Genomic DNA, 24,803 nt, shown 5'->3' on the forward strand with positions numbered 1-24,803 from the left:
AGCCCGGCAGGGTCCGCGCACCGCAGACGTCCGCGCAGGGCCTTCCTCACACTCCGGGAGTACGCCTTCTTATGGCCACGCGCCACGACATCCGCAACGTCGCCATCGTCGCCCACGTCGACCACGGCAAGACCACCATCGTCGACGGCATGCTGAAGCAGGCCGGTGCCTTCGCCGCCCACCAGCTCGAGGGCGTCGACGACCGCATGATGGACTCGAACGACCTGGAGCGTGAGAAGGGCATCACGATCCTGGCCAAGAACACGGCGGTGAAGTACCACCCGAAGGCCGGGGGGGACGTCATCACCATCAACATCATCGACACCCCCGGCCACGCCGACTTCGGCGGTGAGGTCGAGCGCGGTCTGTCGATGGTCGACGGTGTCGTCCTGCTCGTCGACGCCTCCGAGGGCCCGCTGCCGCAGACCCGCTTCGTGCTGCGCAAGGCGCTGCAGCAGCGCCTGCCCGTCATCCTGTGCATCAACAAGACGGACCGCCCGGACTCCCGGATCGACGAGGTCGTCAACGAGACCTACGACCTCTTCCTCGACCTGGACGCCGACGAGGAGCAGATCGAGTTCCCGATCGTCTACGCCTGCGGCCGCGACGGCATCGCCTCGCTGACCAAGCCGGACGACGGCACGGTCCCCGCCGACTCCACCAGCCTGGAGCCGTTCTTCTCCACGATCCTGGAGCACATCCCGGCCCCGACCTACGACGAGGCCGCCCCGCTCCAGGCTCACGTCACCAACCTGGACGCCGACAACTTCCTCGGCCGTATCGCGCTGCTCCGCGTCGAGCAGGGCGAGCTGCGCAAGGGCCAGACGGTCGCGTGGATGAAGCGCGACGGGTCCGTCAGCAACGTCCGCATCTCCGAGCTGATGATGACCGAGGCGCTCACCCGCAAGCCGGCCGAGATGGCCGGCCCCGGTGACATCTGCGCGGTCGCCGGTATCCCGGACATCATGATCGGCGAGACCCTGGCCGACCCGGAGAACCCGGTCGCGCTGCCGCTGATCACGGTCGACCAGCCCGCGATCTCCATGGTCATCGGCACCAACACCTCCCCGCTGGTCGGTCGTGGTGCCACCGGCAAGGGCGCCGACAACAAGGCGGCCGTCAAGGACCGCAAGGTCACCGCCCGCCAGGTCAAGGACCGCCTCGACCGCGAGCTGATCGGTAACGTCAGCCTCCGCGTGCTGGACACCGAGCGGCCGGACGCCTGGGAGGTCCAGGGCCGTGGTGAGCTCGCGCTCGCCATCCTGGTCGAGACGATGCGCCGGGAAGGCTTCGAGCTGACCATCGGCAAGCCGCAGGTCGTCACCAAGGAGGTCGACGGCAAGACGCACGAGCCCGTCGAGCGCATGACGATCGACGTGCCCGAGGAGCACATGGGCGCGGTCACGCAGCTCATGGGCGTGCGCAAGGGCCGCATGGACAACATGTCGAACCACGGCTCCGGCTGGGTCCGCATGGAGTTCGTCGTCCCCTCCCGCGGTCTGATCGGTTTCCGTACGGAGTTCCTGACCCAGACCCGCGGCACGGGCATCGGCCACTCCATCCACGAGGGCTTCGAGCCCTGGTTCGGCACGCTCCAGACCCGTAACAACGGCTCCCTGGTCGCCGACCGCGCCGGTGCGGTCACCGCGTTCGCGATGACCAACCTCCAGGAGCGCGGCGTGCTGTTCACCGAGCCGGGCACCGAGGTGTACGAGGGCATGATCGTCGGCGAGAACTCCCGCGCCGACGACATGGACGTCAACATCACCAAGGAGAAGAAGCTCACCAACATGCGGTCCTCCTCGGCCGACTCGTTCGAGGCGATCGTCCCGCCGCGCAAGCTGTCGCTGGAGCAGTCCCTGGAGTTCTGCCGCGACGACGAGTGCGTCGAGGTCACCCCGGAGGCCGTGCGCATCCGCAAGGTGAACCTGGACGCCCGCGAGCGCGCCCGCGCCGCGAGCCGCGCCAAGCACGGCTGACGCCTGCCACGCACGACGACGCCGGGCACCCCGCGATGCGGGGTGCCCGGCGTCGTCGGTGAAGAAGAGGTAGAGGGAAAACCCTCGACTTGGCGGGGACAGCCGTCCGGAGCGCCCAGCTCGCACTACCCTTTCGCGGAAGTGCCGAGCCCTGCCCGGATTCGGAGGCCGAACAACGGCCTTGCGGCGGCGGCCTTCTGACAGGGCGGCAGCCGCCCGGTGGCACCTTGCACGGGAGTTACGGGAGTCGCAACCCGTTTATCTCATTCTCGCGTCCGGAATGCGGACACCTGCTACCGATAGATGTGTAACAAGTCCGTTTCGCAGGGATCTCTCACCAAACCCTTTGTCCGGATTTTGGAAGATGTATACGCGAGCTGTGATCGAACCGAGACCTCGAGGGTGTGGTTCGGTCCCAGTGTTTGGCAGATAGTTAGGCGCGTAGAGCTCGGATGAACGGGTCACTCGCCGGCTGCGGCGCGACTCACGAGCGCGGGGGCACTCGACGAATTCCGGCACCGGCGACGGGCGGGGGCCGTGATGTGTCGTGTGCTCCCTTCGCGGTGAACCAATGACTTCATAGGAGGAACCCATGCGCGGTGCCAAGAGCGCCAAGTGGGTCGCGGGGGCGATAGTCGTCGCTCTGGCCGCCACTGCCTGCGGCGGCGACAGTGATGGTGAGGGGAAGAGCAAGGGTTCCGGACCTGCGGGGTACGTGTCGATCGACGTCGGCGAGCCGCAGAAGCCGCTGATCCCGGCCGACACCAACGAGAGCAACGGCTCGTACGTCATCCAGTCCCTGTTCACGCAGCTGCTGGACTTCGACGGCAAGGGCAACGTCGTCTACACGAACGCCGAGTCGGTCACGACCAAGGACTCGAAGACGTGGACGGTCAAGCTCAAGAAGGGCTGGAAGTTCCACAACGGCGAGGAAGTCACCTCCAAGTCGTACATCGACGCTTGGAACTGGTACGCCAACATCAAGAACAACCAGCAGAACTCCTTCTGGTTCCAGGACATCAAGGGCTACGACGATGTCCACCCGGAGAAGGGTGACCCGAAGGCCGAGACCATGTCCGGCCTGAAGGCCGTGGACGACCACACCTTCACCATCGAGTTGAAGAACACCATGCCGTACTTCAACTACAAGCTGGGCTACACCACATGGGCCCCGCTGCCCAAGGTCTTCTACGACGACCCGAAGGCCTTCGGCCAGAAGCCGGTCGGCAACGGTCCCTACAAGTTCGAGAAGTGGGACCACAAGAAGCTCATCCAGGTCAAGGCCTGGGACGCGTACCAGGGCCCGAACAAGGCGAAGAACAAGGGCGTCCAGTTCAAGGCCTACACGACGCTCGAGGCCGCCTACAAGGACGTCGTCTCCGGCAACCTGGACATGATCCGCCAGGTCGGCCCGACGGACCTGCCGAAGTACAAGCAGGACCTGGGCGACGGCGCCATCGAGCAGCCGTACGCGGCCATCCAGACGCTGACGCCGGCGTTCTACTCCAAGACCTTCAAGGACATCGACCCGAAGGTCCTGCAGGGTCTGTCGATGGCGATCGACCGTGACACGATCACCAAGACGGTTCTGAACAACACCCGTACGCCGGCCAAGGGCTTCACGCCGCCCGGCGTCAAGGGCAACCAGAACCTGGACACCGACGTGTTCACGTACAACCCGACGAAGGCCAAGCAGCTCATCAAGGAGGGCGGTGGCGTTCCGGGCAACAAGTTCACCGTCCAGTACAACACCGACGGTGGGCACAAGGAGTGGGTGACCGCGGTCTGCGAGTCCATCCGCAAGGCCACCGGCGTCGACTGCGTCGGCGACCCGAAGCCCGACTTCGCCACGGACCTCGAGGCCCGTGACAACGACCAGGTGAAGGGCATGTACCGCGGTGGCTGGGTCGCCGACTACCCGGTCAACGCCAACTTCATGAAGGAGCTGTACCACACCACCGCCGAGGCCAACAACGGTCGCTTCTCCAACAAGGAGATCGACGGGCTGATGAACAAGGCCGACAAGGCCAAGTCCCTCGACGAGTCGGTGAAGGCCTTCCAGGAGGTCGAGAAGAAGCTGGTCGAGCACATGCCGGCCATCCCGCTCTGGTACTACCGCATCAACGGCGGCCACGGTAAGAACGTCGACAACGTCAACGTCGACTTCCACGGTGACCTCGAAGTGTGGGCCGTCACCACCAAGTAAGAGGAGCCTCGCAGGCTCTTCCCACTAGGCCGTAAGCCCGCCGCCGCTCCGGTGGCGGTGGGAGGTGCGTGGGGCCGTCTCGTCACCAAGAGACGGCCCCCGCACCTGCGTTAACCCCTCACGGAGGCACCTATGGGGCGCTATGTCGCACGACGACTGCTCCAGATGATCCCGGTCTTCATCGGGTCAACCCTGCTCATCTTCTGCATGATGTACGCCCTGCCCGGCGATCCCGTCCGGGCGATGATGGGGGATCAGGCGTACGACCCGACGGTGGTCGCGAGCATCAAGAAGGACCTCGGTCTCGATCAGCCGCTCATTCAGCAGTATGCGAACTACATGATCGGGCTGTTCCAGGGCGACTTCGGTACCCAGATCGCCAGTCAGCGGCCCATCGCGGACGTCATCGCCGACGCGTTCCCGGTGACGATCAGACTGACGCTCTTCGCTTTCACCTTCGTCACGGTCGTGGGCATCGGCCTCGGTGTCGTCGCCGGCCTGCGCCCCGACACGCTGCGGGACCGCGGACTGCTGACGCTGACGCTGATCCTCGTCTCGATGCCGTCCTTCGTGCTGGGCTTCCTGCTGCAGTACCTGCTCGCGTTCAAGTGGTCGGTGACCACTCCCACGGTGACCGACTCGACGGACTTCTCCCAACTCGCGCTGCCCGCAACGGTATTGGCGTCGCTCTCACTGGCCTACGTCGCCCGATTGACCCGGACGTCGATCGCGGAGAACCTGCGCTCCGACTACATCCGCACCGCCGTGGCCAAGGGGCTGCCGCGCCGCCGTGTCGTCGGTGTCCACCTGATGCGCAACTCGCTGATTCCCGTGGTCACCTTCCTCGGTATCGAGATCGGCAGCCTGATGACCGGCGCCATCGTGACCGAGGGCATCTTCAACGTGCGGGGTATCGGTATCGAGATCTACGACGCCCTCAGCCGGCGCGAGGGCGCCACGGTCGTGGGAATCGCCTCGCTGATGGTGCTCATCTACCTCGCTGCCAGCTTGATCGTGGACCTGCTCTACGCGGTCCTGGACCCGAGGATCCGGTATGCCTGACAAAACCGTCGAGAAGAAGGTCGAAGCCCTTCCCGGTGACACCGTGAGCACCGCGGGCGTCGTCGTGACCGACTCCGGCCCGGCTCCCGAGAAGGCGCGCAGCCTGTGGTCCGACGCCTGGCACGACCTGCGGCGCAACCCGCTGTTTCTGATATCGGCCGTGCTGATCGTGTTCCTGCTGGTGATGTCGCTCTGGCCGGGACTGTTCACCAGCGCCTCGCCGCGCGACGCCGATCTGGCCAAGCACTACCTCGGGAAGCCGAACTGGGGCCACGTCTTCGCCCCGGACTGGTTCGGCTACGACGTCCAGGGCCGCTCGATCTACGCACGGGTCGTCTACGGTGCCCGCGCCTCGATCACCGTCGCCGTGGGTGTCAGCCTCGCCGTCACCGTCATCGGCACGGTCATCGGCATGATCGCCGGCTACTTCGGCGGCTGGACCGACACCCTGCTCTCGCGGGTGACCGACATCTTCCTCGGCATCCCGTTCCTGCTCGGTGCCCTGGTGGTGCTCAACTCCTTCGACGACCGCACCGTCTGGGTCGTCATCATGGCCCTCGCCTTCCTCGGCTGGACCCAGATCGCCCGTGTCGCCCGCGGTGCCGTGATCACCATCAAGCAGGCGGACTACGTGGTGGCCGCCAAGGCACTCGGCGCATCGACGTCCCGGATCCTGTTCCGGCACATCCTGCCCAACGCGCTCGCGCCCATCATCGTCGTGGCGACCATCGCGCTCGGCGGCTACATCGCGGCCGAAGCCACCCTGTCCTTCCTGGGCGTGGGCCTCGGTGACACGGCGGTGTCCTGGGGCGGCGACGTGGCGCGTGGACGTGAGCAGCTCCGTATCGCCCCCCACACCCTGATCATCCCGTCGGTGATGGTCTCGATCACGGTGCTCTCGTTCCTGATGTTCGGCGATGCGGTACGCAACGCCCTCGACCCCAAGCTGCGCTGAGGGAGGCGTACGTGACCACCATCGATGAAACGGCCGAGAGTCCCGCGCCCAACGGCGCCGAGGACTCGGGCCGCCCGCTGCTCGAAGTCCGCGACCTGCACGTGGAGTTCCGCACCCGTGACGGGGTCGCCAAGGCCGTCAACGGCGTCAACTACTCCGTCGCCGCGGGCGAGACGCTCGCCGTGCTCGGCGAGTCCGGCTCCGGCAAGTCCGTCACCGCCCAGGCCATCATGGGCATCCTCGACATGCCGCCCGGCCGCATCCCGAAGGGGGAGATCCTCTTCCGCGGCCAGGACATGCTGAAGATGTCCAACGAGGAGCGCCGGAAGATCCGCGGCAGCAAGATCGCGATGATCTTCCAGGACGCGCTGTCCTCGCTGAACCCGGTGCTCTCCGTGGGCTATCAGCTCAGCGAGATGTTCCGCGTCCACCAGGGCATGTCCAAGAAGGACGCCAAGGCCAAGTCGATCGAGCTGATGGACCGGGTGAAGATCCCGGCCGCCGCGGCCCGGGTGAACGACTACCCGCACCAGTTCTCCGGCGGTATGCGCCAGCGCATCATGATCGCGATGGCGCTTGCCCTGGAGCCGGACCTGATCATCGCCGACGAGCCGACCACGGCCCTCGACGTGACGGTCCAGGCCCAGGTCATGGACCTGCTCGCGGAGCTGCAGCGCGAGTACAACATGGGTCTCATCCTGATCACCCACGACCTCGGCGTCGTCGCCGACGTCGCGGACAAGATCGCGGTGATGTACGCGGGCCGGATCGTGGAGACCGCCCCGGTGCACGAGCTGTACAAGCGGCCCGCGCACCCGTACACCAAGGGTCTGCTGGACTCGATCCCGCGCCTGGACCAGAAGGGCCAGGAGCTGTACGCGATCAAGGGTCTGCCGCCCAACCTGCTGCGCATCCCGTCCGGTTGCGCCTTCAACCCGCGCTGCCCCCAGGCCCAGGACGTCTGCCGTACGGACATTCCGGCGCTGCACCCGGTCGCCGAGCGGGACGGCACCGAGCTGGCCGGCCGCGGATCGGCCTGCCACTTCTGGAAGGAGACGATCCATGGCTGAGCTCAGCAAGACCGGCGAGCCGCAGGACGCCACGCCGAACGTCTCCGAGGTCGAGGTCGTCGACGCCCACTCCGAGACGGAGGCGGTCGCCGCGATCGAGGCGCCGGTCGAGCGGGGCGAGCCGATCCTGCAGGTGCGCAACCTGGTGAAGCACTTCCCGCTCACCCAGGGCGTCCTCTTCAAGAAGCAGGTCGGGGCGGTCAAGGCGGTCGACGGCATCTCCTTCGACCTCTACCAGGGCGAGACGCTCGGCATCGTGGGCGAGTCCGGCTGTGGCAAGTCCACGGTCGCCAAGCTGCTGATGATGCTGGAGAAGGCGACCGCGGGCGAGATCTTCTACAAGGGCCAGGACATCACCAAGCTGTCCGGGCGTGCGCTGAAGGCGGTGCGCCGGAACATCCAGATGGTGTTCCAGGACCCGTACACCTCGCTCAACCCCCGTATGACGGTGGGCGACATCATCGGCGAGACCTTCGAGATCCACCCCGAGGTGGCTCCCAAGGGCGACCGCCGTCGCAAGGTCCAGGACCTGCTGGACGTCGTCGGTCTCAACCCCGAGTACATCAACCGCTATCCGCACCAGTTCTCGGGCGGTCAGCGCCAGCGCATCGGCATCGCCCGCGGCCTCGCGCTCAACCCCGAGATCATCATCTGCGACGAGCCGGTCTCCGCGCTGGACGTGTCCGTCCAAGCGCAGGTCATCAACCTGATGGAGAAGCTCCAGGACGAGTTCAACCTCTCCTACCTCTTCATCGCGCACGACCTGTCGATCGTCCGGCACATCTCGGACCGGGTCGGGGTCATGTACCTCGGCAAGATGGCCGAGATCGGCTCGGACGCGGAGATCTACGACCACCCGACCCACCCGTACACCCAGGCGCTGCTCTCGGCCGTCCCGGTCCCCGACCCGGAGTCCCGCGAGGGCCGCGAGCGCATCATCCTCACCGGCGACGTTCCGTCCCCGGCCAACCCGCCCTCGGGCTGCCGTTTCCGCACCCGCTGCTGGAAGGCCCAGGACAAGTGCGCCGAGGAGGTGCCCCTGCTGGCGGTCCCCCAGCGCTTCGAGGGCACGGACACGCCGGCAGCGCACGAGTCCGCGTGCCACTTCGCCGAGGAGAAGGACGTCGTCCACGCGGTGTGAGCTGCGGTCAGGACCCGGCCGCTGTACCCGGCCCCGCGTTCCCGGCACCGACATCGGTGCCGGGAATCGGTGTCGTTACCCGTCGCGTCGTACGTGCTGTCAGAGAGCGTCAAGTCGTCCCTGGCCGGCGGTCCGGTGTCAGGAGAGGCGCAGATCGATCCAGGGGATGGTGTCACCCGGCAGCAGGTACCGTTCGATCTCGACGAACCCCCGTTTCTTTGCGAACCGCAGTCCGTCCTCGTTGCTGGAGAGCACGACCGTCTCGATCGTCTCCGCGCCCAGGTCGCGCGCCCGGGCGACCCCTCGCGCATAGAGCTCGGTGCCGAACCCCTGACCACGGTGAGCGGGGAGCGTCCGGGCGATCACGGTCGCCGTGAGCGTGTCGCCCGTGGGCGGGCGCACCGTGCTGCAACCCACGAGCACGTCATCGAGGTAGGCGACTTCGAGGTGGTTGCGTCCGGCACGTTCCCGTACCTCGGCCAGAGAAAGAACGTGAGTAGGAATGATCACGTTGTGGACGTGCTGCCAGTCTCTGAGACCGGCGTCGTCATGCGGCTGCTCGGTGCGAAGTTCGGACATCGGCACAGGAAACCCGAGCGCGTTTCGAACGGCAACCAAGTTTGCCTCGGACGGGTTCGACCGCTGCCCCTGACTCCTGGTATCCGAGGCCGCACACCCCCGCAAACCCCCGCGAACTCCGTTAACACACAGGCAACTTAGCCGACCCGGTCCCGATATACGGACGCGTCAGGCTGGACAGCGTACGGCCGTGCGGGTGCCGTAAACGGGCCGGGGCGCGCCATGTCGTCCCGGCCCGTTGCCGTGCGCTCAGGTGGTGATGCCCAGGGAGCGCTTCAGGAAGTCGACCTGGAGGAGGAGCAGGTTCTCCGCGACCTGTTCCTGGGGGGTGATGTGCGTGACCCCGGACAGCGGCAGCACCTCGTGCGGGCGGCCGGCGGCCAGGAGGGCCGAGGAGAGGCGCAGGGCGTGGGCGACGACCACGTTGTCGTCGGCGAGGCCGTGCACGACCATCAGGGGGCGGTGCGGCGCGGCGGGGGAGGACAGACCGTCGGCCGTGACGAGGGAACTCGCCGCGTACGACTCCGGGTGATCCGCCGGGGTGCCCAGGTAGCGCTCGGTGTAGTGCGTGTCGTAGAGGCTCCAGTCCGTCACCGGCGCCCCCGCGATGCCCGCGTGGAAGACATCGGGGCGGCGCAGCACCGCGAGGCCCGCCAGCCAGCCGCCGAAGGACCAGCCGCGGATCGCCACCCGGGACAGATCCAGGGGATACCGCTCCGCGAGGTCCCGCAGCGCCTCCACCTGGTCGTCGAGCGACAGCGTGAAGTCGTGGTGGATCCCCTTCTCCCACGCCGGGGAGCGGCCCGGCGTGCCGCGGCCGTCCGCGACGATCACCGCGAAACCGTGGTCCGCGAACCACTGCGAGGTGAGGTGCGGGTTGTGCGCGGCGACCACCCGCTGCCCGTGCGGCCCGCCATAGGGGTCCATGAGCACCGGCAGGGGGGTGTCACCGGCGTAGTCCCGAGGCATAAGCACGGCGCACGGGATGCGGCGTGCGCCCCCCTCGGTGAGCGTCACGCGGGGGGACATACCAGGGTCTTCGGCGTAAGAGGGGACAGTTGCCGTCGGTTTTCCGTCGCGCAGTACCTGCACCCGCACACCTGGCCGATTCAGCGTCGCCGAGACCAGAACCGTGACGTCCCCGGCCCGCACCGCCGAGTGCACGCCCGGCTCCTGCGACACCCGCTCCAGGCCCAGCTCGTTCACCCGGTACACATGCGTCTGGCCCGTCTCCGCCTCGCCGGCCTCCTCGCCCGCCGACGCCGAGACCAGCACGTCGTCGTCGGAGACGTCCAGCACGGCCCGGACGTGCAAGTGCGCTCCCGTGAGCGGCCGTTCCCCGACCGCCAGCACCCGCGCACCGCCCTCGTCCGCGATCCGGACCAGCTGCCCGGACGGGCTCCAGCACGGCACCCCGGGGAAAAGATCAAGCCATGTTCGATCTTCGTCGGCGTGCACCATCCGCGTCGCGCCCGACTCCGGATCCACGGCCAGGATCAGCTGGCTGCGCTGGTCGCGCGCCTGTACGAGCAGCAGCGGCGCGCCCGCCGCTGACCAGTGGACATGCGCCAGATACGGATACCGCGCCCGATCCCAGGCGACCTCCGTGCGCAGCCCGTCCAGGCCGATCACGAACAGTCGCACCTCCGCGTTGCCGGTGCCCGCCGCCGGATACGCCACCCGCTGCGGCTCCCGCCCGGGATGCGCCGGATCGGAGATCCACCACCGCTCGACCGGCGTGTCGTCCACCCGCGCCACGAGCAGCCGGTCCGACTCCGGCGCCCACCAGAAACCGCGTGAACGCCCCATCTCCTCGGCCGCGATGAACTCGGCGAGCCCGAATGAGACATTCTCCGACTCCGGCTCGGCGAGCGCCCGGTCGCCGTCCCCCTCGGCGCCCACCACGCGCAGGGCGCCCTGCGCGACGTAGGCGATGTGCCGCCCGTCGGGCGACGGACGCGGGTCGATCACCGGCCCGGGCGTGGGCAGTCCACGCGCCGTCCCGGCCCGCAGCTCGGCCGCGAAAAGCCGCCCTGACAAGGCGAAAGAGGCCAACTCGACCGCCGAGTCGGTGGCGTACCCGACGATGCCCGCCCCGCCCTCGCGACTGCGCTCACGCCGCGCCCGCTCCTCGGGCGACAGGTCCTCCGAGGCGTCGCCCAGCAGGGCGCGCGGGTCGGCGGCGACGCGCTCTCCGCCCCCCTCCGTGTCGAGGACCCACAGCGAACTCGCCCGGTCCGTACCGGAGCTGGAGCGCAGGAACGCAACACGTGAACCGTCGGGCGCCACACTGAACGAACGCGGCGCGCCGAGCGTGAAGCGCTGGGTGCGGGCGTGCCGCCGGGGGAAGGAGTCAGGCTCGGTCGTCATGCCCTGACCATATTGGCCATGCGCCCCCTTGTGCGGCCGTGCGCCGATCGATGCGCACGGACGGATAGTTATGATCAATGTCGCATAGTGGGTATGAACCTGCTGGCTGCTGTACGGATTTAATGCCCCCATAGTCCGACCCCCCGCGACCTTGTGGATCTTTGGAGGTGAGCCGCCGTGGCACTCTCGATTTCGGCGGTGGTGCTGCTGGCGATCATCGTCTTCTTGCTGATCAAGAAGTCGGGACTGAAAGGCGGGCATGCGGTCGTGTGCGTGCTGCTCGGCTTCTACCTTGCCTCCTCGACCGTCGCTCCCACGATCAACGAGCTGACGACGAACATCGCGGGCATGATCGGCAGCATCAAGTTCTGACCGGCCGGGTCCCGCGTACGGCCTCGTGAGCCGGGGTCGTGGGACCTCGTAGGGTGGTTCCATGACGGAACTGCCCGACCGGCGTCTGTTGCTGGTGCACGCGCACCCGGACGACGAGTCGATCAACAACGGCGCCACCATGGCCAGGTACGCGGCCGAGGGTGCCCACGTCACCCTGGTCACCTGCACCCTCGGCGAACGCGGCGAGGTCATCCCGCCCGAGCTCGCGCACCTGACCGGCGCCGCCCTCGGGCAGCACCGTCGCCAAGAGCTCGCCGCCGCCATGGCCGAGCTCGGCGTCCAGGACGTCCGCCTGCTCGGCGGCGCCGGACGCTACAGCGACTCCGGGATGATGGGCCTGCCCGACAACGACGACCCCGGCTGCTTCTGGCAGGCCGACGTCGACGAGGCCGCCGCCCACCTCGTCGAGGTGATCCGCGAGGTACGCCCCCAGGTCCTCGTCACCTACGACGACGACGGCGGCTACGGCCATCCCGACCACATCCAGGCCCACCGCGTCGCCATGCGCGCGGCCGAACTCTCCGCCGAGGCCGGCCGTCCGGTCCCGAAGGTCTACTGGAACCGGGTCCCCCGGCCCGTTGTGGAGGAGTCCTTCGCCCGGCTCCGTGACGACCTGCCCGGCCTCCCCTTCACCAAGGCGGCCGCGGTCGACGACGTACCCGGTGTCGTGGACGAGGAGCGGATCACCGCGGTGATCGACGGCACCGCCCACGCCGCCGCCAAGGCCGCCGCGATGCGCGCCCACGCCACCCAGATCACCGTGGCCGAGCCGTATTTCGTGCTGTCCAACGAACTCGCCCAGCCGCTCCTCACGACCGAGTACTACGAGCTGGTGCGGGGCGAGCGGGGCTCCGGTGAGCGGGAGACGGACCTGTTCGCCGGCGTCGAGGAGGCCTCATGAGCGACCGGAGTCCGATGCTCGCCCAGCCCATGCGGCCGCCGTCCGCCGCACGGGTCACCGCCTGCCTGGGGTTCTTCCTGCTCGGGGCCGTGGTCGGCGTGGCCGGGGCGCTGGTGCAGCCCGCGTGGTTCCCGGGCGGGCTGCTGCTCGCCCTCGCCGGGGAGGCCGGGGCCGTCCTGTGCGCGGCACGCGTCACCCGCGGCCGGGTCGGAGGCGTCGCGGCCGCCGCCGGCTGGATGCTCGCCGTCATCCTGCTCACGGCCAGCCGCCCCGAGGGCGACTTCCTCTTCGCCGCGGGGAGCGGCTCCTATCTCTTCCTGCTCGGGGGCATCGGTGTGGCTGTGATGTGCGCCACCCTCGCCCCGGGGCGGCAACCAGACGGCGGTCCCGTCCGACTTGCCAAATGACGTACCACTTCGCCAGGACGTGCCCGTGGGGGTCCGGTGTGGGATTCCCGGCGGTCGTGGGATACGGGCCAGAAGTGGCCAGTATGGTGGTGCGCGCCGCCGAGCTGCCCGCGTGAGGTTGTGTCGGGCGGCGGAGCCAACCGGGAGAACCTGCCTTGAGTCGTGAAACTGACACTCCGTCCTCCGGGCCCAACGGGCGCGGTGGAGCCGCCTACCCGTCGGGTACGCCGCCGTACGGGACCCCGAAGGTCTCCGACGACGGTACGGACGCGGGCCGTTCGGCCGCGCGGCCGGAGGAACGCAAGACCGAGACCACGCTGACGACCCGGATCCGGATCAACATCCCCGGGTCACGGCCCATTCCGCCCGTGGTGGTGCGCAAGCCCGTCGGGGATGCGGAGGGCTCGGGCGACACCGGGACCGGTGCGGGCACCGGCAACGAGGCGTCCGCGCCGGGGGCCGCCACCTCCAGGGGCACCGGCACGGTCGAGCCTCCCGCCGAGCCCGCGCCGTCCGCCGACGACAAGCCGACCAGCGACTGGTTCGCGCCCCGCAAGTCCGGCACGGGTCCGGGCGGTCAGGGCGGCGGCTCCACCAACGGGGCCGGTCTGCCGGGCGGTTCGAACCCGGCGGCGGGCGGTCCCGGCGCGGGCGCCCCTGGTGCGGGCGCTCCCGGTGCCGGTGCGTCCGGCGGGGCTCGGCCCGGTGCCGGGCGGCCCGGAGGCGTGGTCGGCTCCATGGGCGCGCCGGGTGGTTCCCGGTCCGGCGGTACGAACGGTGCCGGGCTCCCCGGCGGCGCGACCGGCGGACCCGTCGCGCCCGGGCACGGCGGCGGCACCGGCTCCTTCGACGTCACCGAGGCACTGGCGGCGGGCCCGCTGGGCAACGGTTCGCGTCCCGCCCCTGGCAGTGGTGGTGGCGAACCGCGCCGCGACGATCTGCCGTACTTCTCGGAGAACGACCGTGTGGGCCAGGGCGGCCCCGGCTCCCAGGGCCCGGCCGGCCCGACCGGCGGTCCGGTCACCGGTGACGGCCCGATGGCGCCGCCGGCCGGTGGGCCCGGCGCACCGGGCGGCTTCACCGAGCAGAGCGGTCCCGGCGCCTTCGCCGGACCGGGTGGACCGGGTGCCCCCGGCCGCCCTGGCGGGCCCGGCGGTCCTGGTGGACCCGGTGGCTTCAACGAGCCGGGCAGGCCCGGCGCCCCCAGCGCCTTCAACGACCCCGGCCGGCCGGGAGGCCCCGGCGCACCCGCCGGCCCCGGAGCCATAGGCGGGCCCGGTGGACCCGGTCGCCCGGGCGCGCCCGGCGGCCCTGCCGGCAAGAGCGGCCCCGGAGGCCCGGGCGGCCCCGGAGGCCCGGGCGGCCCCGGAGGCCCGGGTGCGGCCAACCCCGGCGGCCCCGCCGGTGCCGGTGGCCCCGGCCCCCTGGGCGGCGCCCCCGGCGGCGGTATGAGCGACGACACCGCCATCCTCACCCCGCAGAAGCCGGCCCCCGAACCGGACGGCCAGGGCTACGGCCCCCGCCATGACAACGTCTCCGGGCACACCGTCACCAGCGGTATCCCGGTCGTGCCGTCCGGCGCTGCCTCCCCGTTCGGCCCGGGCGCGCCCGGCGAAGGCCCGGTGCCGCACGCGGCCCCGAAGCTGCCCGAGCCGGTCTCCCCGCCCCCGGCGAGCTCCTCGAAGGCGCCGAAGAAGAAGGGGCGCAACAAGCTCGTGCTGCTCGCGGTCGGCGTGGTCGTCGTCGCCGGCGGCCTCTACGGCGCCGGCCTGCTGATGAACCGCACCGACGTCCCCAAGGGCACCACCGTCCTCGGCGTCGACATCGGCGGCACCACCCGTGACGGCGCGGTCAAGAAGCTCGACGAGGCCTTCGACGCCCCTGCGGGCAAGCCGCTGAAGCTGTCCGTGGGCGGCAAGACCGTGCCCCTCGACCCGGACAACGCGGGCCTCCAGTTCGACATGGACGCCACGGCCGACGCGGCGGCGAAGAGCGACTACAACCCGGTCTCCGTGATCGGCTCGCTCTTCGGCAACCACCGCGTGGTCACTCCCGTCATGCCGATCGACGAGGAGAAGCTGCACGCGTCCCTGGAGACCGCCGCGGGCGGCTCCGGCTCGTCGTCCGACGGCACCATCAAGTTCCAGGGCGGCAAGGCCGTCGCCGTGTACGGCAAGGCGGGCCAGGGCATCGACGTCGACAAGTCGACCGCGGCGATCGAGGAGGCCTACCGCACCCAGGTGGAGACCGGCACGTCCGGCGCGGTGAACCTCCCGACCACCACCCGGCAGCCGACCGTCTCGAACGCCGAGGTCGACCGGGTGCTGAAGGACTTCGCGCAGCCCGCGATGTCGGCCAAGGCCATCGTGCAGACCGACGCGGCGCACAGCATCCCGTTCGGCGCGCTGTCGCTGCCGAAGATCCTCGGGTTCAAGGCCGTCGACGGCAAGCTCGTCGAGACCTACGACCTGAAGGCGCTCAAGGAGGCGTACGGCACGACCTTCGACGGCGTGCAGATCCAGACGGCCACCGGGAAGCGTGACGTGCTGCCGCAGGACGTCGTCTCCGCGCTGCGCAAGGCGCTGCGCGGCAAGACGACGGCGGAGCGCACCGCGGTCATCGACACCAACCCGAGCTGATCCCCGCCTGAATGACGACAGCCCCTGCCCCATCGGGCAGGGGCTGTCCGGCGTTGTCACCCCCGCGGCATGACATCTGTCATCCGGCACTCGGGACGCCCGACACTGCCCCCGCCGACACCCCCGAAGCCACCATGGCCGTATGACAACGACAGCCTCGGTGGTCGCGTTCGACCAGGTGAGCAAGGCATACGACACCGTCCGGGCCGTGGACGGACTGACCCTGACCCTGCGTCCGGGGGAGACCGTGGCGCTCCTCGGCCCCAACGGCGCCGGCAAGTCCACCACCCTCGATCTGCTCCTCGGTCTCAAGAAGCCCGACAGCGGCACGGTCCGCCTCTTCGGAACCGGCCCCCGGGAGGCCATCGTCGCCGGGCGCGTGGGTGCCATGCTGCAGAGCGGCGGGCTGATGGACGAGGTCACGGTCGCTGAGCTGGTGCGGCTCGCCTGCGACCTGCACCCGAAGCCGTACCGGCCCTCCGAGGTCCTGTCCCGCGCGGGCATCGCGCAGATCGCCGACCGCAAGGTCAACAAGCTCTCCGGCGGCCAGGCCCAGCGCGTCCGCTTCGCCCTCGCCACCGCGGGCGACAGCGACCTCATCGTCCTGGACGAGCCCACCACCGGCATGGACGTCACCACCCGCCAGGCCTTCTGGGCCACCATGCGCGAGCAGGCCGACCAGGGACGGACCGTCCTCTTCGCCACCCACTACCTCGAAGAGGCCGACGCCGTCGCCGACCGGGTCCTGGTGCTGCACCGCGGCCGGCTCCTCGCCGACGGCACGGCCGCCGAGATCAAGGCCAAGGCGGGCGCCCGCCGCGTCTCCTTCGACCTGGCGGGCGACGTCGACGAGGCGGCCCTGCGCGGCCTGCCGTTCCTGACCTCCCTGGCGCTCTCCGGTCGGACCGTCCGCATCCAGTCCACCGACGCCGACGCGACCGTCCACGCCCTCTACGGCCTCGGCGTCTACCCCCGCAATCTCGAAGTCGCCGGGCTCGGTCTGGAGCAGGCCTTCGTCGCGATCACCGCCGCCGAGGAGGCGAAGTCGAAGTGAACAGCCTGATCAAGCTGGAACTCACCCGCGCCCTGCGCAACCGCAAGTTCCTCTTCTTCTCCGTGCTCTACCCGTCGATCCTGTTCCTGATCATCGCGGGCAACTCCGACAGCACCACGAAACTCCCCGGCACCGGCCTGACCCTGCCGACCTACATGATGGTCTCCATGGCCTCCTTCGGCGCTCTCACGGCCGTCCTCATGGGCAACAGCGAGCGCATCGCCAGGGAGCGCGAGGACGGCTGGGTGCGGCAACTGCGCCTGACCACCCTGCCGGGCCGCGGCTACGTCCTTGCCAAGACCGCGAGCGCCGCCGTCGTCAGCCTGCCGTCCATCGTCATCGTCTTCGCCGTCGCGGCGGCCGTGAAGGGCGTACGCCTGGACGCCTGGCAGTGGCTCGCCCTCACCGGCGCGATCTGGGCCGGCAGCCTCGTCTTCGCCGCGCTCGGCGTCGCCCTCGGCTACCTCGCCAGCGGCGACGCGGTCCGCCCGATCACGATGATCACCTACTTCGGCCTGTCGATGCTCGGCGGCCTGTGGATGCCGACGACGACCTTCCCGGTGTGGCTCCAGGACATCGCGAAGTGGCTTCCCACGCACGCGTACGCTGCGCTGGGGCGGGCCATCGAGCAGAGCCGCGCCCCGCACGTCCAGGACCTCGCCGTCCTCGTGGTGTCGTTCGCCCTGTTCGCGGGCGGCGCGGCCTGGCTGTACCGGAAGGACACCCTGAAGGCGTGAACGACGTCGGCGTCGGCATCGGGCAGCGCCCGGTCAACCGCAGGCAGCGGGTGGTGAAGTCGCTGTGGACCGGCATCTGGCTGGTCTACCTGAGCGCGCCCGTCAGCGACCTGCTGCACGGCGGCCACAGCACGGGCGTGCGGATCCTCGGCTGGATCGGCCTGGCCGCGTTCGTCACCTGGTACATGCTGCTGATCTTCCGTACCGGCCGCGGCGAGCGCAACGGCCTGGTGCTCGGCTCGCTCGGGGTCCTCGCGGCCCAGTCCACGCTCCTCGCCCTCACCCTGGGCCGCGAGTGGCTGGTGCTGTTCGTGTACGTCGCGATCGCCTCCGGCGCGGCCCTGCCCCTGCGCATGGCCCGCTGGACGATCCCCGCCGCGTGCGCGCTGCTGACCGCGGTGGGGCTCGCGACGCACGACGGCCTGGCCTATCTGTCCGGGCTCCTCATCCCGGCCCTGCTCGGCGGCTTCGCCATGACCGGCGTGCGCGAACTCGTCCGGACGACCATCGCCCTGCGCGAGGCCCGCGCCACCGTCGCCCAGCTCGCCGCCAACGAGGAGCGCCTGCGCCTGGCCCGGGACCTGCACGACCTGCTCGGCCACTCCCTCTCCCTGATCACGCTCAAGAGCGAGCTGGCCGGCCGGATGCTGCCCGGGCAGCCGGACAAGGCGGCCCAGCAGGTCGCCGACATCGAGCAGGTCAGCCGCCAGGCCCTGGTGGACGTACGCGAGGCCGTCACCGGCTACCGACGTCCCCGCCTGAGTGCCGAACTCGCCGGTGCCCGGGTCGCCCTGACCGCAGCCGGCGTCACCACCGACCTGCCCGCCGAGCCGCCCGGCCTCGCCGGCGTCCCCGAGGAGAGCGAGTCCGCCCTCGCCTGGGCCCTGCGCGAGGCGGTCACCAACGTCGTACGGCACAGCGGCGCCGGCCGCTGCACGGTCGAGCTGCTGAGCCGCCAGACCCTCGACGGCCCGGTGCTCGAACTCACCGTCGAGGACAACGGCTCCGGCGGCCCGGGCGACGGCTACGGCAACGGCCTCACGGGCCTCACCGAACGCCTGGCCAAAGCGGGCGGCACCCTGGAGGCGGGCCCGCTCAAGCACGGCTTCCGCCTGGTCGCCCGCGTGCCGACGGCCGATCCGGCGGACGTAGGATCCCCGGCATGAGCCGCACGATCAAGGTCCTGCTCGCCGAGGACCAGTCGATGGTCCGCGAGGCCCTGGCCGCCCTGCTCGGCCTGGAAGCGGACATCGAGGTCGTCGCCCAGGTGGCCCGCGGCGACGAGGTCCTGGAAGCGGCCCGCGAACACGAGGTCGACGTGGCCCTCCTGGACATCGAGATGCCCGGCGCGACGGGCATAGAGGCCGCGGCCCGCCTCCACGAGGAGCTCCCGGCGGTGAAGCTGGTCATCCTCACGACCTTCGGCCGCCCCGGCTACCTCCGCAGCGCGATGGAGTCCGGCGCCGACGCCTTCCTGGTCAAGGACGCCCCCGCCGCCCAGCTCGCCGAGGCGATCCGCAAGGTCCTCACCGGCGAACGCGTCATCGACCCGACCCTTGCGGCAGCGGCCCTGGCGGACGGCGCCAACCCCCTCACGGACCGAGAGCGGGAGGTCCTGAGAGCGGCGGCGGACGGCTCCACCAACGCCGAACTGGCAGCCACCCTGCATCTCTCCCAGGGCACCGTCCGCAACTACCTCAGCACAGCCATCCAGAAGCTGGCGGTGAGAAACCGAGCGGAGGCGGTCCGAGCAGCACGTGAAAAGGGCTGGTTGTAAAGCTCTTGGGGGCGCGGGGAACTGCGCGATCAACCACAACGCACCCGCACACGCCACACAACACAGGCCCTACGGCGAGACGGCTTCAGTTGAGCATCGCCCGAGCCGCGAAAGCCTCCCCCCGAACCCGCTCGGCAGCCCCCTCATCCACCGCCGCCACGACGTCCGCGTACGCCTCCAACTCCAAGGCCCCCGGCACGAAATCCCCCCGCTGCACCAGCAACCGCGCCCGCTCGTACCGCAACCGGGCCGGATGCGAAGGCAACAGCAGCGACAACTCGACCGCCCACAGCGAGACGTCCGACCGCTCCGGCCGAGCCGCCGCCCACGCCCGCACGTTGTTCAGAATCCGCAGCACCACATCGAGCGGATCCGCCGGCCGCAGCATCGCCGGATCGAGCCCCGTCCCCGTGGCCCCGGCGACCAGCACCTCCGCGTCCGCCCCCGTCAGCACCCGCCCCCCGTCGAACGGGTCCGCGAGCACCTGCCCCTCGTCGGGCCCGAACCCGACCACGAAATGCCCCGGCAGAGCCACCCCGTACACCGGCGCCCCGGCCCGCCGGGCCACCTCCATCCACACCACGGACAGCAGAATCGGCAACCCCCTGCGCCGCACCAGCACCTCGTGCAGCAGCGAGGACTCCAGCCGCTGGTAGTCGGCCGGGCTGCCGCCGAATCCCATCCGCTCACCGAGCAGCTCCCGCAGGGCGACCGCCCAGGCCCGCGGCCCGCCGGGACGGTACGGCAGCAGCCCGGCCAGCCGGTCCAGCTCGACCTGCGCGGCGTCCAGGCCCGCCTCGTCCAGCTCCCGGTCCGCCTCCGCGCCCAGCAGCAGGCACAGCGCCGACAGATCGGGCCGCTCGGATCGGGCCTCCTCGGCGAAGCGCCGCCGCAGCTCGGCGGAACGCTCCGGGGACGGGGGATAGGGGGGACGCATAGCTTGCTGGTGCCCTCTCGCGACGATCGGTTACCGGCCGGTGCCGCCGGATTCCGGCGCCCGGTAGTGGTGGTAGGCATGGTGCGCGGCGAAGCCCATCCCGGCGTACAGCTCCCGCGCTCCCGCGTTCTCGGCCTCGACCTGGAGCCACGCGGCCGACGCACCCTCGTCGAGGGCCCGCCGGGCCAGCGCCGCCATCACCGCCGTGCCCAGCCCCTGCCGCCGCAGCGCCGGATCGACCTCGACGGCGGCGAACCCGGCCCACCGCCCGTCGACGACACACCGCCCGATGGCGTCCGGAGCGGCTTCCTCCGTGGCACCGGGCACCGTCGCGAACCACACCGAGGGCCCGCTCCCGAGCACCCGCAGCGCCACGTCGCTCACGCCCCTGCGCTGGTACCGGGCCAGCCACGCCTCATCCGCCTCCCGGGACAGCACGACCCCGGACGGCTCCGCACGGTCGGCGACCGGCGCCAGCGGCCCGACCCACAGCTCGGCGGTCACCTCCCGCACCCAGCCCCGCGCCTCCAGCTCGGCGCACAGCAGCTCCTGCGTGCCCTCGGCGCCGGTCGCGGTCTGGACGTAGGCGGGCAGCCCGCGGTCGCCGTACCAGCGCCGCACAGCGCCGAGCGCCTCGTCGAGCGGCACCCCCGGCTCGCCGAGCGGCAGTACCGAATTGGCCCGCCGCGTGAACCCGGACGCGGCCCGCAGCTCCCAGTCCCCGAGCCGCTCGCTCTCCACGGGCCGCCAGGCCCGCGCTGCGACCCGGGCCAGTTCCTCGTACGAGGCGGCCGGACCACGGCGACGCGCCGGAGCGGCGGGCACCACCTTGCCCGCGACCAGCGAGGATTCCGCGATGCGGACACTCTCGCCGCTCCTGCGTGTGATGAGCAGCACACCCTTGTCCCATGATGTGAGAACGCCGACCGTGTCGGTGAACTTCTCACCTGGAGCCGCATGTTCGATCAAGCTCCGTACGGAGACCCGTTTGCCCACGTCAGCAGCGGTGATAGCCACCTCGAGGCGACCGGCGGCAGAGATTTCCACAGGTCCGTACACCCCTCCTGTTCGGATCATGCCCAAGAACGGAGATACTAGAGGCGGGCATCGACGACGCCGCGCTCCCGCGCGCCAGGCGGCGGAGCCTGAGGAGGCCCGCCAGCGCCCTATCGAGGAGGAACGACAGCGTGACCTACGTCATCGCGCAGCCTTGTGTCGACGTCAAGGACAAGGCGTGCATCGAGGAGTGCCCGGTCGACTGCATCTACGAGGGCTCCCGGTCCTTGTACATCCACCCGGACGAATGCGTCGACTGTGGTGCCTGTGAGCCGGTCTGCCCGGTCGAGGCGATCTTCTACGAGGACGACACCCCGGAGGAGTGGAAGGACTACTACAAGGCGAACGTCGAGTTCTTCGACGAGCTCGGCTCGCCCGGCGGCGCCAGCAAGCTGGGGCTGATCGAGCGCGACCACCCCTTCATCGCCGCGCTGCCGCCGCAGGCCTAGTCACCGCAAGCGGCCGCACACCGTGCCGCCTCGGTCCCGTACGGCCCGATCACGCCCTGATCGCCGTACGGGGCCGAGGCGTTTGCCCTGGACGGCTCGTACGTACCGGAAAGTGAGCCAGAAACCGTGTCCGCAGTCTCCGACCGTCTCCCCGCTTTTCCCTGGGACAAGCTGACGCCGTTCAAGGCCACGGCCGCCGCCCACCCGGACGGCATCGTGGACCTGTCCGTCGGCACCCCGGTCGACCCGGTCCCCGAGCTGATCCAGAAAGCGCTGGTCGGCGCGGCGGACTCGCCGGGCTACCCGACCGTCTGGGGCACGCCCGAGCTGCGCGACGCGATCACCGGCTGGGTCGAGCGCCGCCTCGGCGCCCGCGACGTCACCCACCGCCACGTCCTGCCGATCGTCGGCTCCAAGGAACTCGTCGCCTGGCTCCCGACCCAGCTGGGCCTCGGCCCCGGCGACCGGGTGGCCTACCCGCGCCTGGCCTACCCGACGTACGAGGTGGGCGCCCGCCTGGCCCGCGCCGAGTACGAGGTCTACGACGACCCGACGGAGCTGGACCCCGAGGGCCTGAAGCTCCTCTGGCTGAACTCCCCGTCGAACCCCACGGGCAAGGTCCTGTCGAAGGCGGACCTCACCCGGATCGTGGCGTGGGCCCGTGAGCACGGCATTCTGCTCTTCTCCGACGAGTGCTACCTGGAGCTGGGCTGGGAGGCCGACCCGGTCTCGGTGCTGCACCCCGACGTCAACGGCGGCTCGTACGACGGCATCGTGTCCGTCCATTCCCTCTCCAAGCGCTCGAACCTCGCGGGCTACCGCGCGGCCTTCCTGGCCGGCGACCCGGCCGTCCTGGGCCCTCTCCTGGAGATCCGCAAGCACGGCGGCATGATGACGTCCGCGCCGACGCAGGCGGCGGTCGTGGCGGCCCTGAGCGACGACGACCACGTCCGCGTCCAGCGCGAGCGCTACGCGTCCCGCCGGGCGCTCCTGCGCGAGGCCCTCCTGTCCCACGGCTTCCGCATCGAGCACAGCGAGGCCAGCCTCTACCTGTGGGCCACCAGGGGCGAATCCTGCTGGGACACGGTCGCCCACCTCGCGGAACGCGGCATCCTCGTCGCCCCCGGCGACTTCTACGGCTCGGCCGGCGCGGAGTTCGTCCGCGTGGCCCTGACGGCGACGGACGAGCGGATCGCCGCGGCGGTACGACGCCTGTAGCCGCCGCGGACTGCCGGCGTCCGGCAGGCACGGAACACGGCGAAGGGGTCCAGGGACACAGTCCCTGGACCCCTTCAGCGGTCTGAGCCCGGCGTCAGCCGACCGGCAGGCCCTTCGCCGGCAGCGTGTTCGCGGACGGCACGCCACCCTTCGTCAGAGAGTCCGTCGGCAGGCCCCCCTGCGCCGAACCGGCGGCTTCACCGACGAGCTGCCCGGCGGAGCCCGCAGCCTCACCGGCCGCCTTCTGCGCGACGGGCGTGGCCTTCTTGACCGTCTTGCCGCCGAGCTTGCCCGCGGCCGGCACCGCCTTCTTGACGGTCTTGCTGCCGGTGTCGCCGGCGGTCTTGCTGACGTCCGTCGCCGCGCCGTCGACGGTGTTGCCGACGTTCGCCCCGTCCAGGGCGGTCAGTCCGCCGAGGTTCGGGTTGGCCGGCAGCTCGGGGGCCGCACTGGCGGAGCCGGCCGCACCGACCCCGGCAGCCGCTCCCGCAGCGACAATGAGCGCGGCACGGGCGATCCGACGGGTCAGGGGGAGGGACATGGTGCTCCTTCGACGGAGAGAACAGTGAGGTTCGTGAAGTGTCCGACCGGCTCCGGGAGTTGATCGACTGGCTGTGGACCGCCCGGCTCGGACGCAGTGACTACCGCTCGAAGCCCTGGAAGGTTGCGGCGTCGCAACGTAAAGAGTTGGTAATGCGTCGCATAATCGGCTGTGGACAAACGGGCAAAAAGGCCCCCGCCGGAAAGTCCGCCGAATCCTTCCGGCCCTGTACGCCCAAGGGTTTTCACGGATTCCAGGGTGAGGGTGCGAAAACCTGCGCACACCGTCACGGCCGAGCCGCGCTGGTAACCCCCAGGGGTGAGTTCCCGTACCCCTGCGCGATCTAGCGCATCGTGACAATACGGACGGCTTCCGCGTCCCGTTCCGCACCCGCGGTGCTCTTGGCCGTCGGAGCACGCCACTCGCTGGCGGTGTTCCCGGCGACCCACTCACGCCCGGCGTACGTCACGCGCGCGATGTGCAGCTCGGAGGCGTTGGCCACGGCCCAGTGCGCCAGCTGCCAGCCGCGCCGCTCCAGGCTCCGCCCGGTCGCGGAACCCGTGTCGGCGGTCACCGGCAGCGTCACCGTCCGCCCGCCGGATTCGCCCGTACCGCCGCTCGGGGAAGGCGCCGGCGTGGCCGCCGACGAGCCGCCCACCTGGGCACCGGCCGGCTCCAGCACATCGCGCCCGAAGTCCCGCACGAGCGCCGTACGCACCCCGTCCGGGCCCGTCGCCCGGGTCGCGCCCGGGCGGCCCTCGCAGGTCAGCGTGGCCGCGGACTGGCCGGTCAGAGCGGCGGCGAGCAGCGCGGCGTCCGGCTCGTGCTTGGCGTAGGCCTGCGGGAAGCCGCTGCGCTGCACGCGCTGCGCGGCGACGGTGAGGGGCAGCCGTGTGTAGCCGGGCACCTTGACCAGGTGGTCGTAGAACTCGCCGGCCGAGTACGTCGGGTCCAGGATCTCCTCCCGCGTGCCCCAGCCCTGCGAGGGCCGCTGCTGGAACAGGCCGAGCGAGTCCCGGTCGCCGTGGCTGATGTTGCGCAGGCTCGACTCCTGCAGCGCGGTGGCCAGCGCGATGGTCACGGCCCGCTCCGGCAGTCCGCGCCCGGTGCCCACGGCGGTGATCGTCGCCGCGTTCACGGCCTGCTCGGGCGAGAACGCGTACGACGCCCCGTCGCCCTTGCCCGAGACGACCTTGCAGCCCGGTTCGCCCGTGCCTCCGGTGATGTACTGCACGACGAGGTAACCGGCGACCGCGAGCAGGGTCACGAAGGCGGACCCGCATCGGAAGAGGCGGCCACGACGCTTGGGGGAGGACGGCTCTGGCACGCGGT

Annotated in this window: 22 protein-coding genes; 16 read left to right on the forward strand and 6 right to left on the reverse strand. The window is 70.5% G+C overall.

The annotated features are described in order from the left end of the window. Positions 1-71 precede the first annotated feature (71 nt). From typA to OHU35_RS28050, 6 genes are all read left to right on the forward strand, one after another. Positions 72-1,979, forward strand: coding sequence for a translational GTPase TypA (gene typA, locus OHU35_RS28025; RefSeq protein WP_189723042.1), 1,908 nt, complete (start codon positions 72-74; stop codon positions 1,977-1,979). A 592-nt stretch (positions 1,980-2,571) separates the two neighbouring features. Further along, positions 2,572-4,185, forward strand: a complete 1,614-nt coding sequence (locus tag OHU35_RS28030; RefSeq protein WP_189723043.1) for an ABC transporter substrate-binding protein — start codon at positions 2,572-2,574, stop codon at positions 4,183-4,185. 132 nt (positions 4,186-4,317) lie between these two features. Continuing rightward, complete coding sequence (locus OHU35_RS28035; protein ID WP_189723044.1) at positions 4,318-5,247, forward strand: ABC transporter permease; 930 nt, start codon at positions 4,318-4,320, stop codon at positions 5,245-5,247. After that, positions 5,240-6,202 (forward strand): ABC transporter permease, encoded by a 963-nt coding sequence (locus OHU35_RS28040; RefSeq protein ID WP_189723045.1) that lies wholly within the window; start codon positions 5,240-5,242, stop codon positions 6,200-6,202. The genes OHU35_RS28035 and OHU35_RS28040 overlap by 8 nt, the downstream gene beginning before the upstream one ends. A gap of 11 nt (positions 6,203-6,213) precedes the next feature. Next, positions 6,214-7,272, forward strand: a complete 1,059-nt coding sequence (locus tag OHU35_RS28045) for an ABC transporter ATP-binding protein (protein WP_189723046.1) — start codon at positions 6,214-6,216, stop codon at positions 7,270-7,272. Beyond that, positions 7,265-8,413: an ABC transporter ATP-binding protein gene (locus tag OHU35_RS28050; RefSeq protein WP_189723047.1), complete on the forward strand. Its 1,149-nt coding sequence runs from the start codon at positions 7,265-7,267 to the stop codon at positions 8,411-8,413. Before OHU35_RS28045 ends, OHU35_RS28050 begins: the two co-directional genes overlap by 8 nt. Before the next feature lie 138 nt (positions 8,414-8,551). Here OHU35_RS28050 and OHU35_RS28055 read toward each other — a convergent pair whose 3' ends face one another. Both OHU35_RS28055 and OHU35_RS28060 read right to left on the reverse strand, forming a co-directional pair. After that, positions 8,552-8,992: a GNAT family N-acetyltransferase gene (locus OHU35_RS28055; RefSeq protein ID WP_405507288.1), complete on the reverse strand. Its 441-nt coding sequence runs from the start codon at positions 8,990-8,992 to the stop codon at positions 8,552-8,554. A gap of 249 nt (positions 8,993-9,241) precedes the next feature. Next, the gene (locus OHU35_RS28060) at positions 9,242-11,362 is read right to left on the reverse strand and encodes a prolyl oligopeptidase family serine peptidase (protein ID WP_405507290.1); all 2,121 of its coding nucleotides are present in this window, start codon (positions 11,360-11,362) and stop codon (positions 9,242-9,244) included. A 177-nt stretch (positions 11,363-11,539) separates the two neighbouring features. On the opposite strand from OHU35_RS28060, the gene OHU35_RS28065 reads away from it, so the two are divergent. From OHU35_RS28065 to OHU35_RS28100, 8 genes are all read left to right on the forward strand, one after another. Continuing rightward, positions 11,540-11,734: a hypothetical protein gene (locus tag OHU35_RS28065; RefSeq protein WP_189190144.1), complete on the forward strand. Its 195-nt coding sequence runs from the start codon at positions 11,540-11,542 to the stop codon at positions 11,732-11,734. Positions 11,735-11,795: 61 nt separating this feature from the next. Continuing rightward, positions 11,796-12,656, forward strand: coding sequence for an N-acetyl-1-D-myo-inositol-2-amino-2-deoxy-alpha-D-glucopyranoside deacetylase (gene mshB, locus OHU35_RS28070; protein WP_359886665.1), 861 nt, complete (start codon positions 11,796-11,798; stop codon positions 12,654-12,656). Continuing rightward, entirely contained in the window at positions 12,653-13,063 is a 411-nt protein-coding gene (locus OHU35_RS28075; protein ID WP_359886662.1) for a DUF6113 family protein, read from the forward strand. The genes mshB and OHU35_RS28075 overlap by 4 nt, the downstream gene beginning before the upstream one ends. Before the next feature lie 155 nt (positions 13,064-13,218). Beyond that, entirely contained in the window at positions 13,219-15,702 is a 2,484-nt protein-coding gene (locus tag OHU35_RS28080; RefSeq protein ID WP_405507293.1) for a hypothetical protein, read from the forward strand. A gap of 142 nt (positions 15,703-15,844) precedes the next feature. Next, positions 15,845-16,756 carry an ABC transporter ATP-binding protein gene (locus tag OHU35_RS28085; RefSeq protein WP_189723052.1) on the forward strand — a complete coding sequence of 304 codons (912 nt, stop codon included), beginning with the start codon at positions 15,845-15,847 and terminating at the stop codon, positions 16,754-16,756. Then, on the forward strand, positions 16,753-17,493 hold the full coding sequence (locus OHU35_RS28090) for an ABC transporter permease (RefSeq protein ID WP_189723053.1): 741 nt from the start codon (positions 16,753-16,755) through the stop codon (positions 17,491-17,493). Before OHU35_RS28085 ends, OHU35_RS28090 begins: the two co-directional genes overlap by 4 nt. Beyond that, positions 17,490-18,659 carry a sensor histidine kinase gene (locus OHU35_RS28095; protein ID WP_405507296.1) on the forward strand — a complete coding sequence of 390 codons (1,170 nt, stop codon included), beginning with the start codon at positions 17,490-17,492 and terminating at the stop codon, positions 18,657-18,659. The genes OHU35_RS28090 and OHU35_RS28095 overlap by 4 nt, the downstream gene beginning before the upstream one ends. Next, positions 18,656-19,270, forward strand: coding sequence for a response regulator transcription factor (locus tag OHU35_RS28100; protein ID WP_189723055.1), 615 nt, complete (start codon positions 18,656-18,658; stop codon positions 19,268-19,270). The genes OHU35_RS28095 and OHU35_RS28100 overlap by 4 nt, the downstream gene beginning before the upstream one ends. A gap of 85 nt (positions 19,271-19,355) precedes the next feature. Here OHU35_RS28100 and OHU35_RS28105 read toward each other — a convergent pair whose 3' ends face one another. Then, entirely contained in the window at positions 19,356-20,207 is an 852-nt protein-coding gene (locus OHU35_RS28105; protein WP_189723056.1) for a transglutaminase-like domain-containing protein, read from the reverse strand. A gap of 30 nt (positions 20,208-20,237) precedes the next feature. After that, positions 20,238-21,254 (reverse strand): GNAT family N-acetyltransferase, encoded by a 1,017-nt coding sequence (locus tag OHU35_RS28110; protein WP_189723057.1) that lies wholly within the window; start codon positions 21,252-21,254, stop codon positions 20,238-20,240. A 140-nt stretch (positions 21,255-21,394) separates the two neighbouring features. On the opposite strand from OHU35_RS28110, the gene fdxA reads away from it, so the two are divergent. Then, positions 21,395-21,712, forward strand: coding sequence for a ferredoxin (fdxA, locus tag OHU35_RS28115; RefSeq protein WP_010047804.1), 318 nt, complete (start codon positions 21,395-21,397; stop codon positions 21,710-21,712). A gap of 126 nt (positions 21,713-21,838) precedes the next feature. Beyond that, the gene (locus tag OHU35_RS28120; RefSeq protein ID WP_189723058.1) at positions 21,839-22,930 is read left to right on the forward strand and encodes a bifunctional succinyldiaminopimelate transaminase/glutamate-prephenate aminotransferase; all 1,092 of its coding nucleotides are present in this window, start codon (positions 21,839-21,841) and stop codon (positions 22,928-22,930) included. A 94-nt stretch (positions 22,931-23,024) separates the two neighbouring features. Here OHU35_RS28120 and OHU35_RS28125 read toward each other — a convergent pair whose 3' ends face one another. Both OHU35_RS28125 and OHU35_RS28130 read right to left on the reverse strand, forming a co-directional pair. Then, positions 23,025-23,471, reverse strand: coding sequence for an ATP-binding protein (locus tag OHU35_RS28125; RefSeq protein WP_189723059.1), 447 nt, complete (start codon positions 23,469-23,471; stop codon positions 23,025-23,027). Positions 23,472-23,814: 343 nt separating this feature from the next. Continuing rightward, on the reverse strand, positions 23,815-24,798 hold the full coding sequence (locus tag OHU35_RS28130) for a heavy metal transporter (protein WP_189723060.1): 984 nt from the start codon (positions 24,796-24,798) through the stop codon (positions 23,815-23,817). Positions 24,799-24,803 lie beyond the last annotated feature (5 nt).

Origin of the sequence: Streptomyces purpurascens (genome assembly GCF_045040895.1) — a bacterium.
GTDB classification, from domain to species: Bacteria; Actinomycetota; Actinomycetes; order Streptomycetales; family Streptomycetaceae; genus Streptomyces; species Streptomyces purpurascens.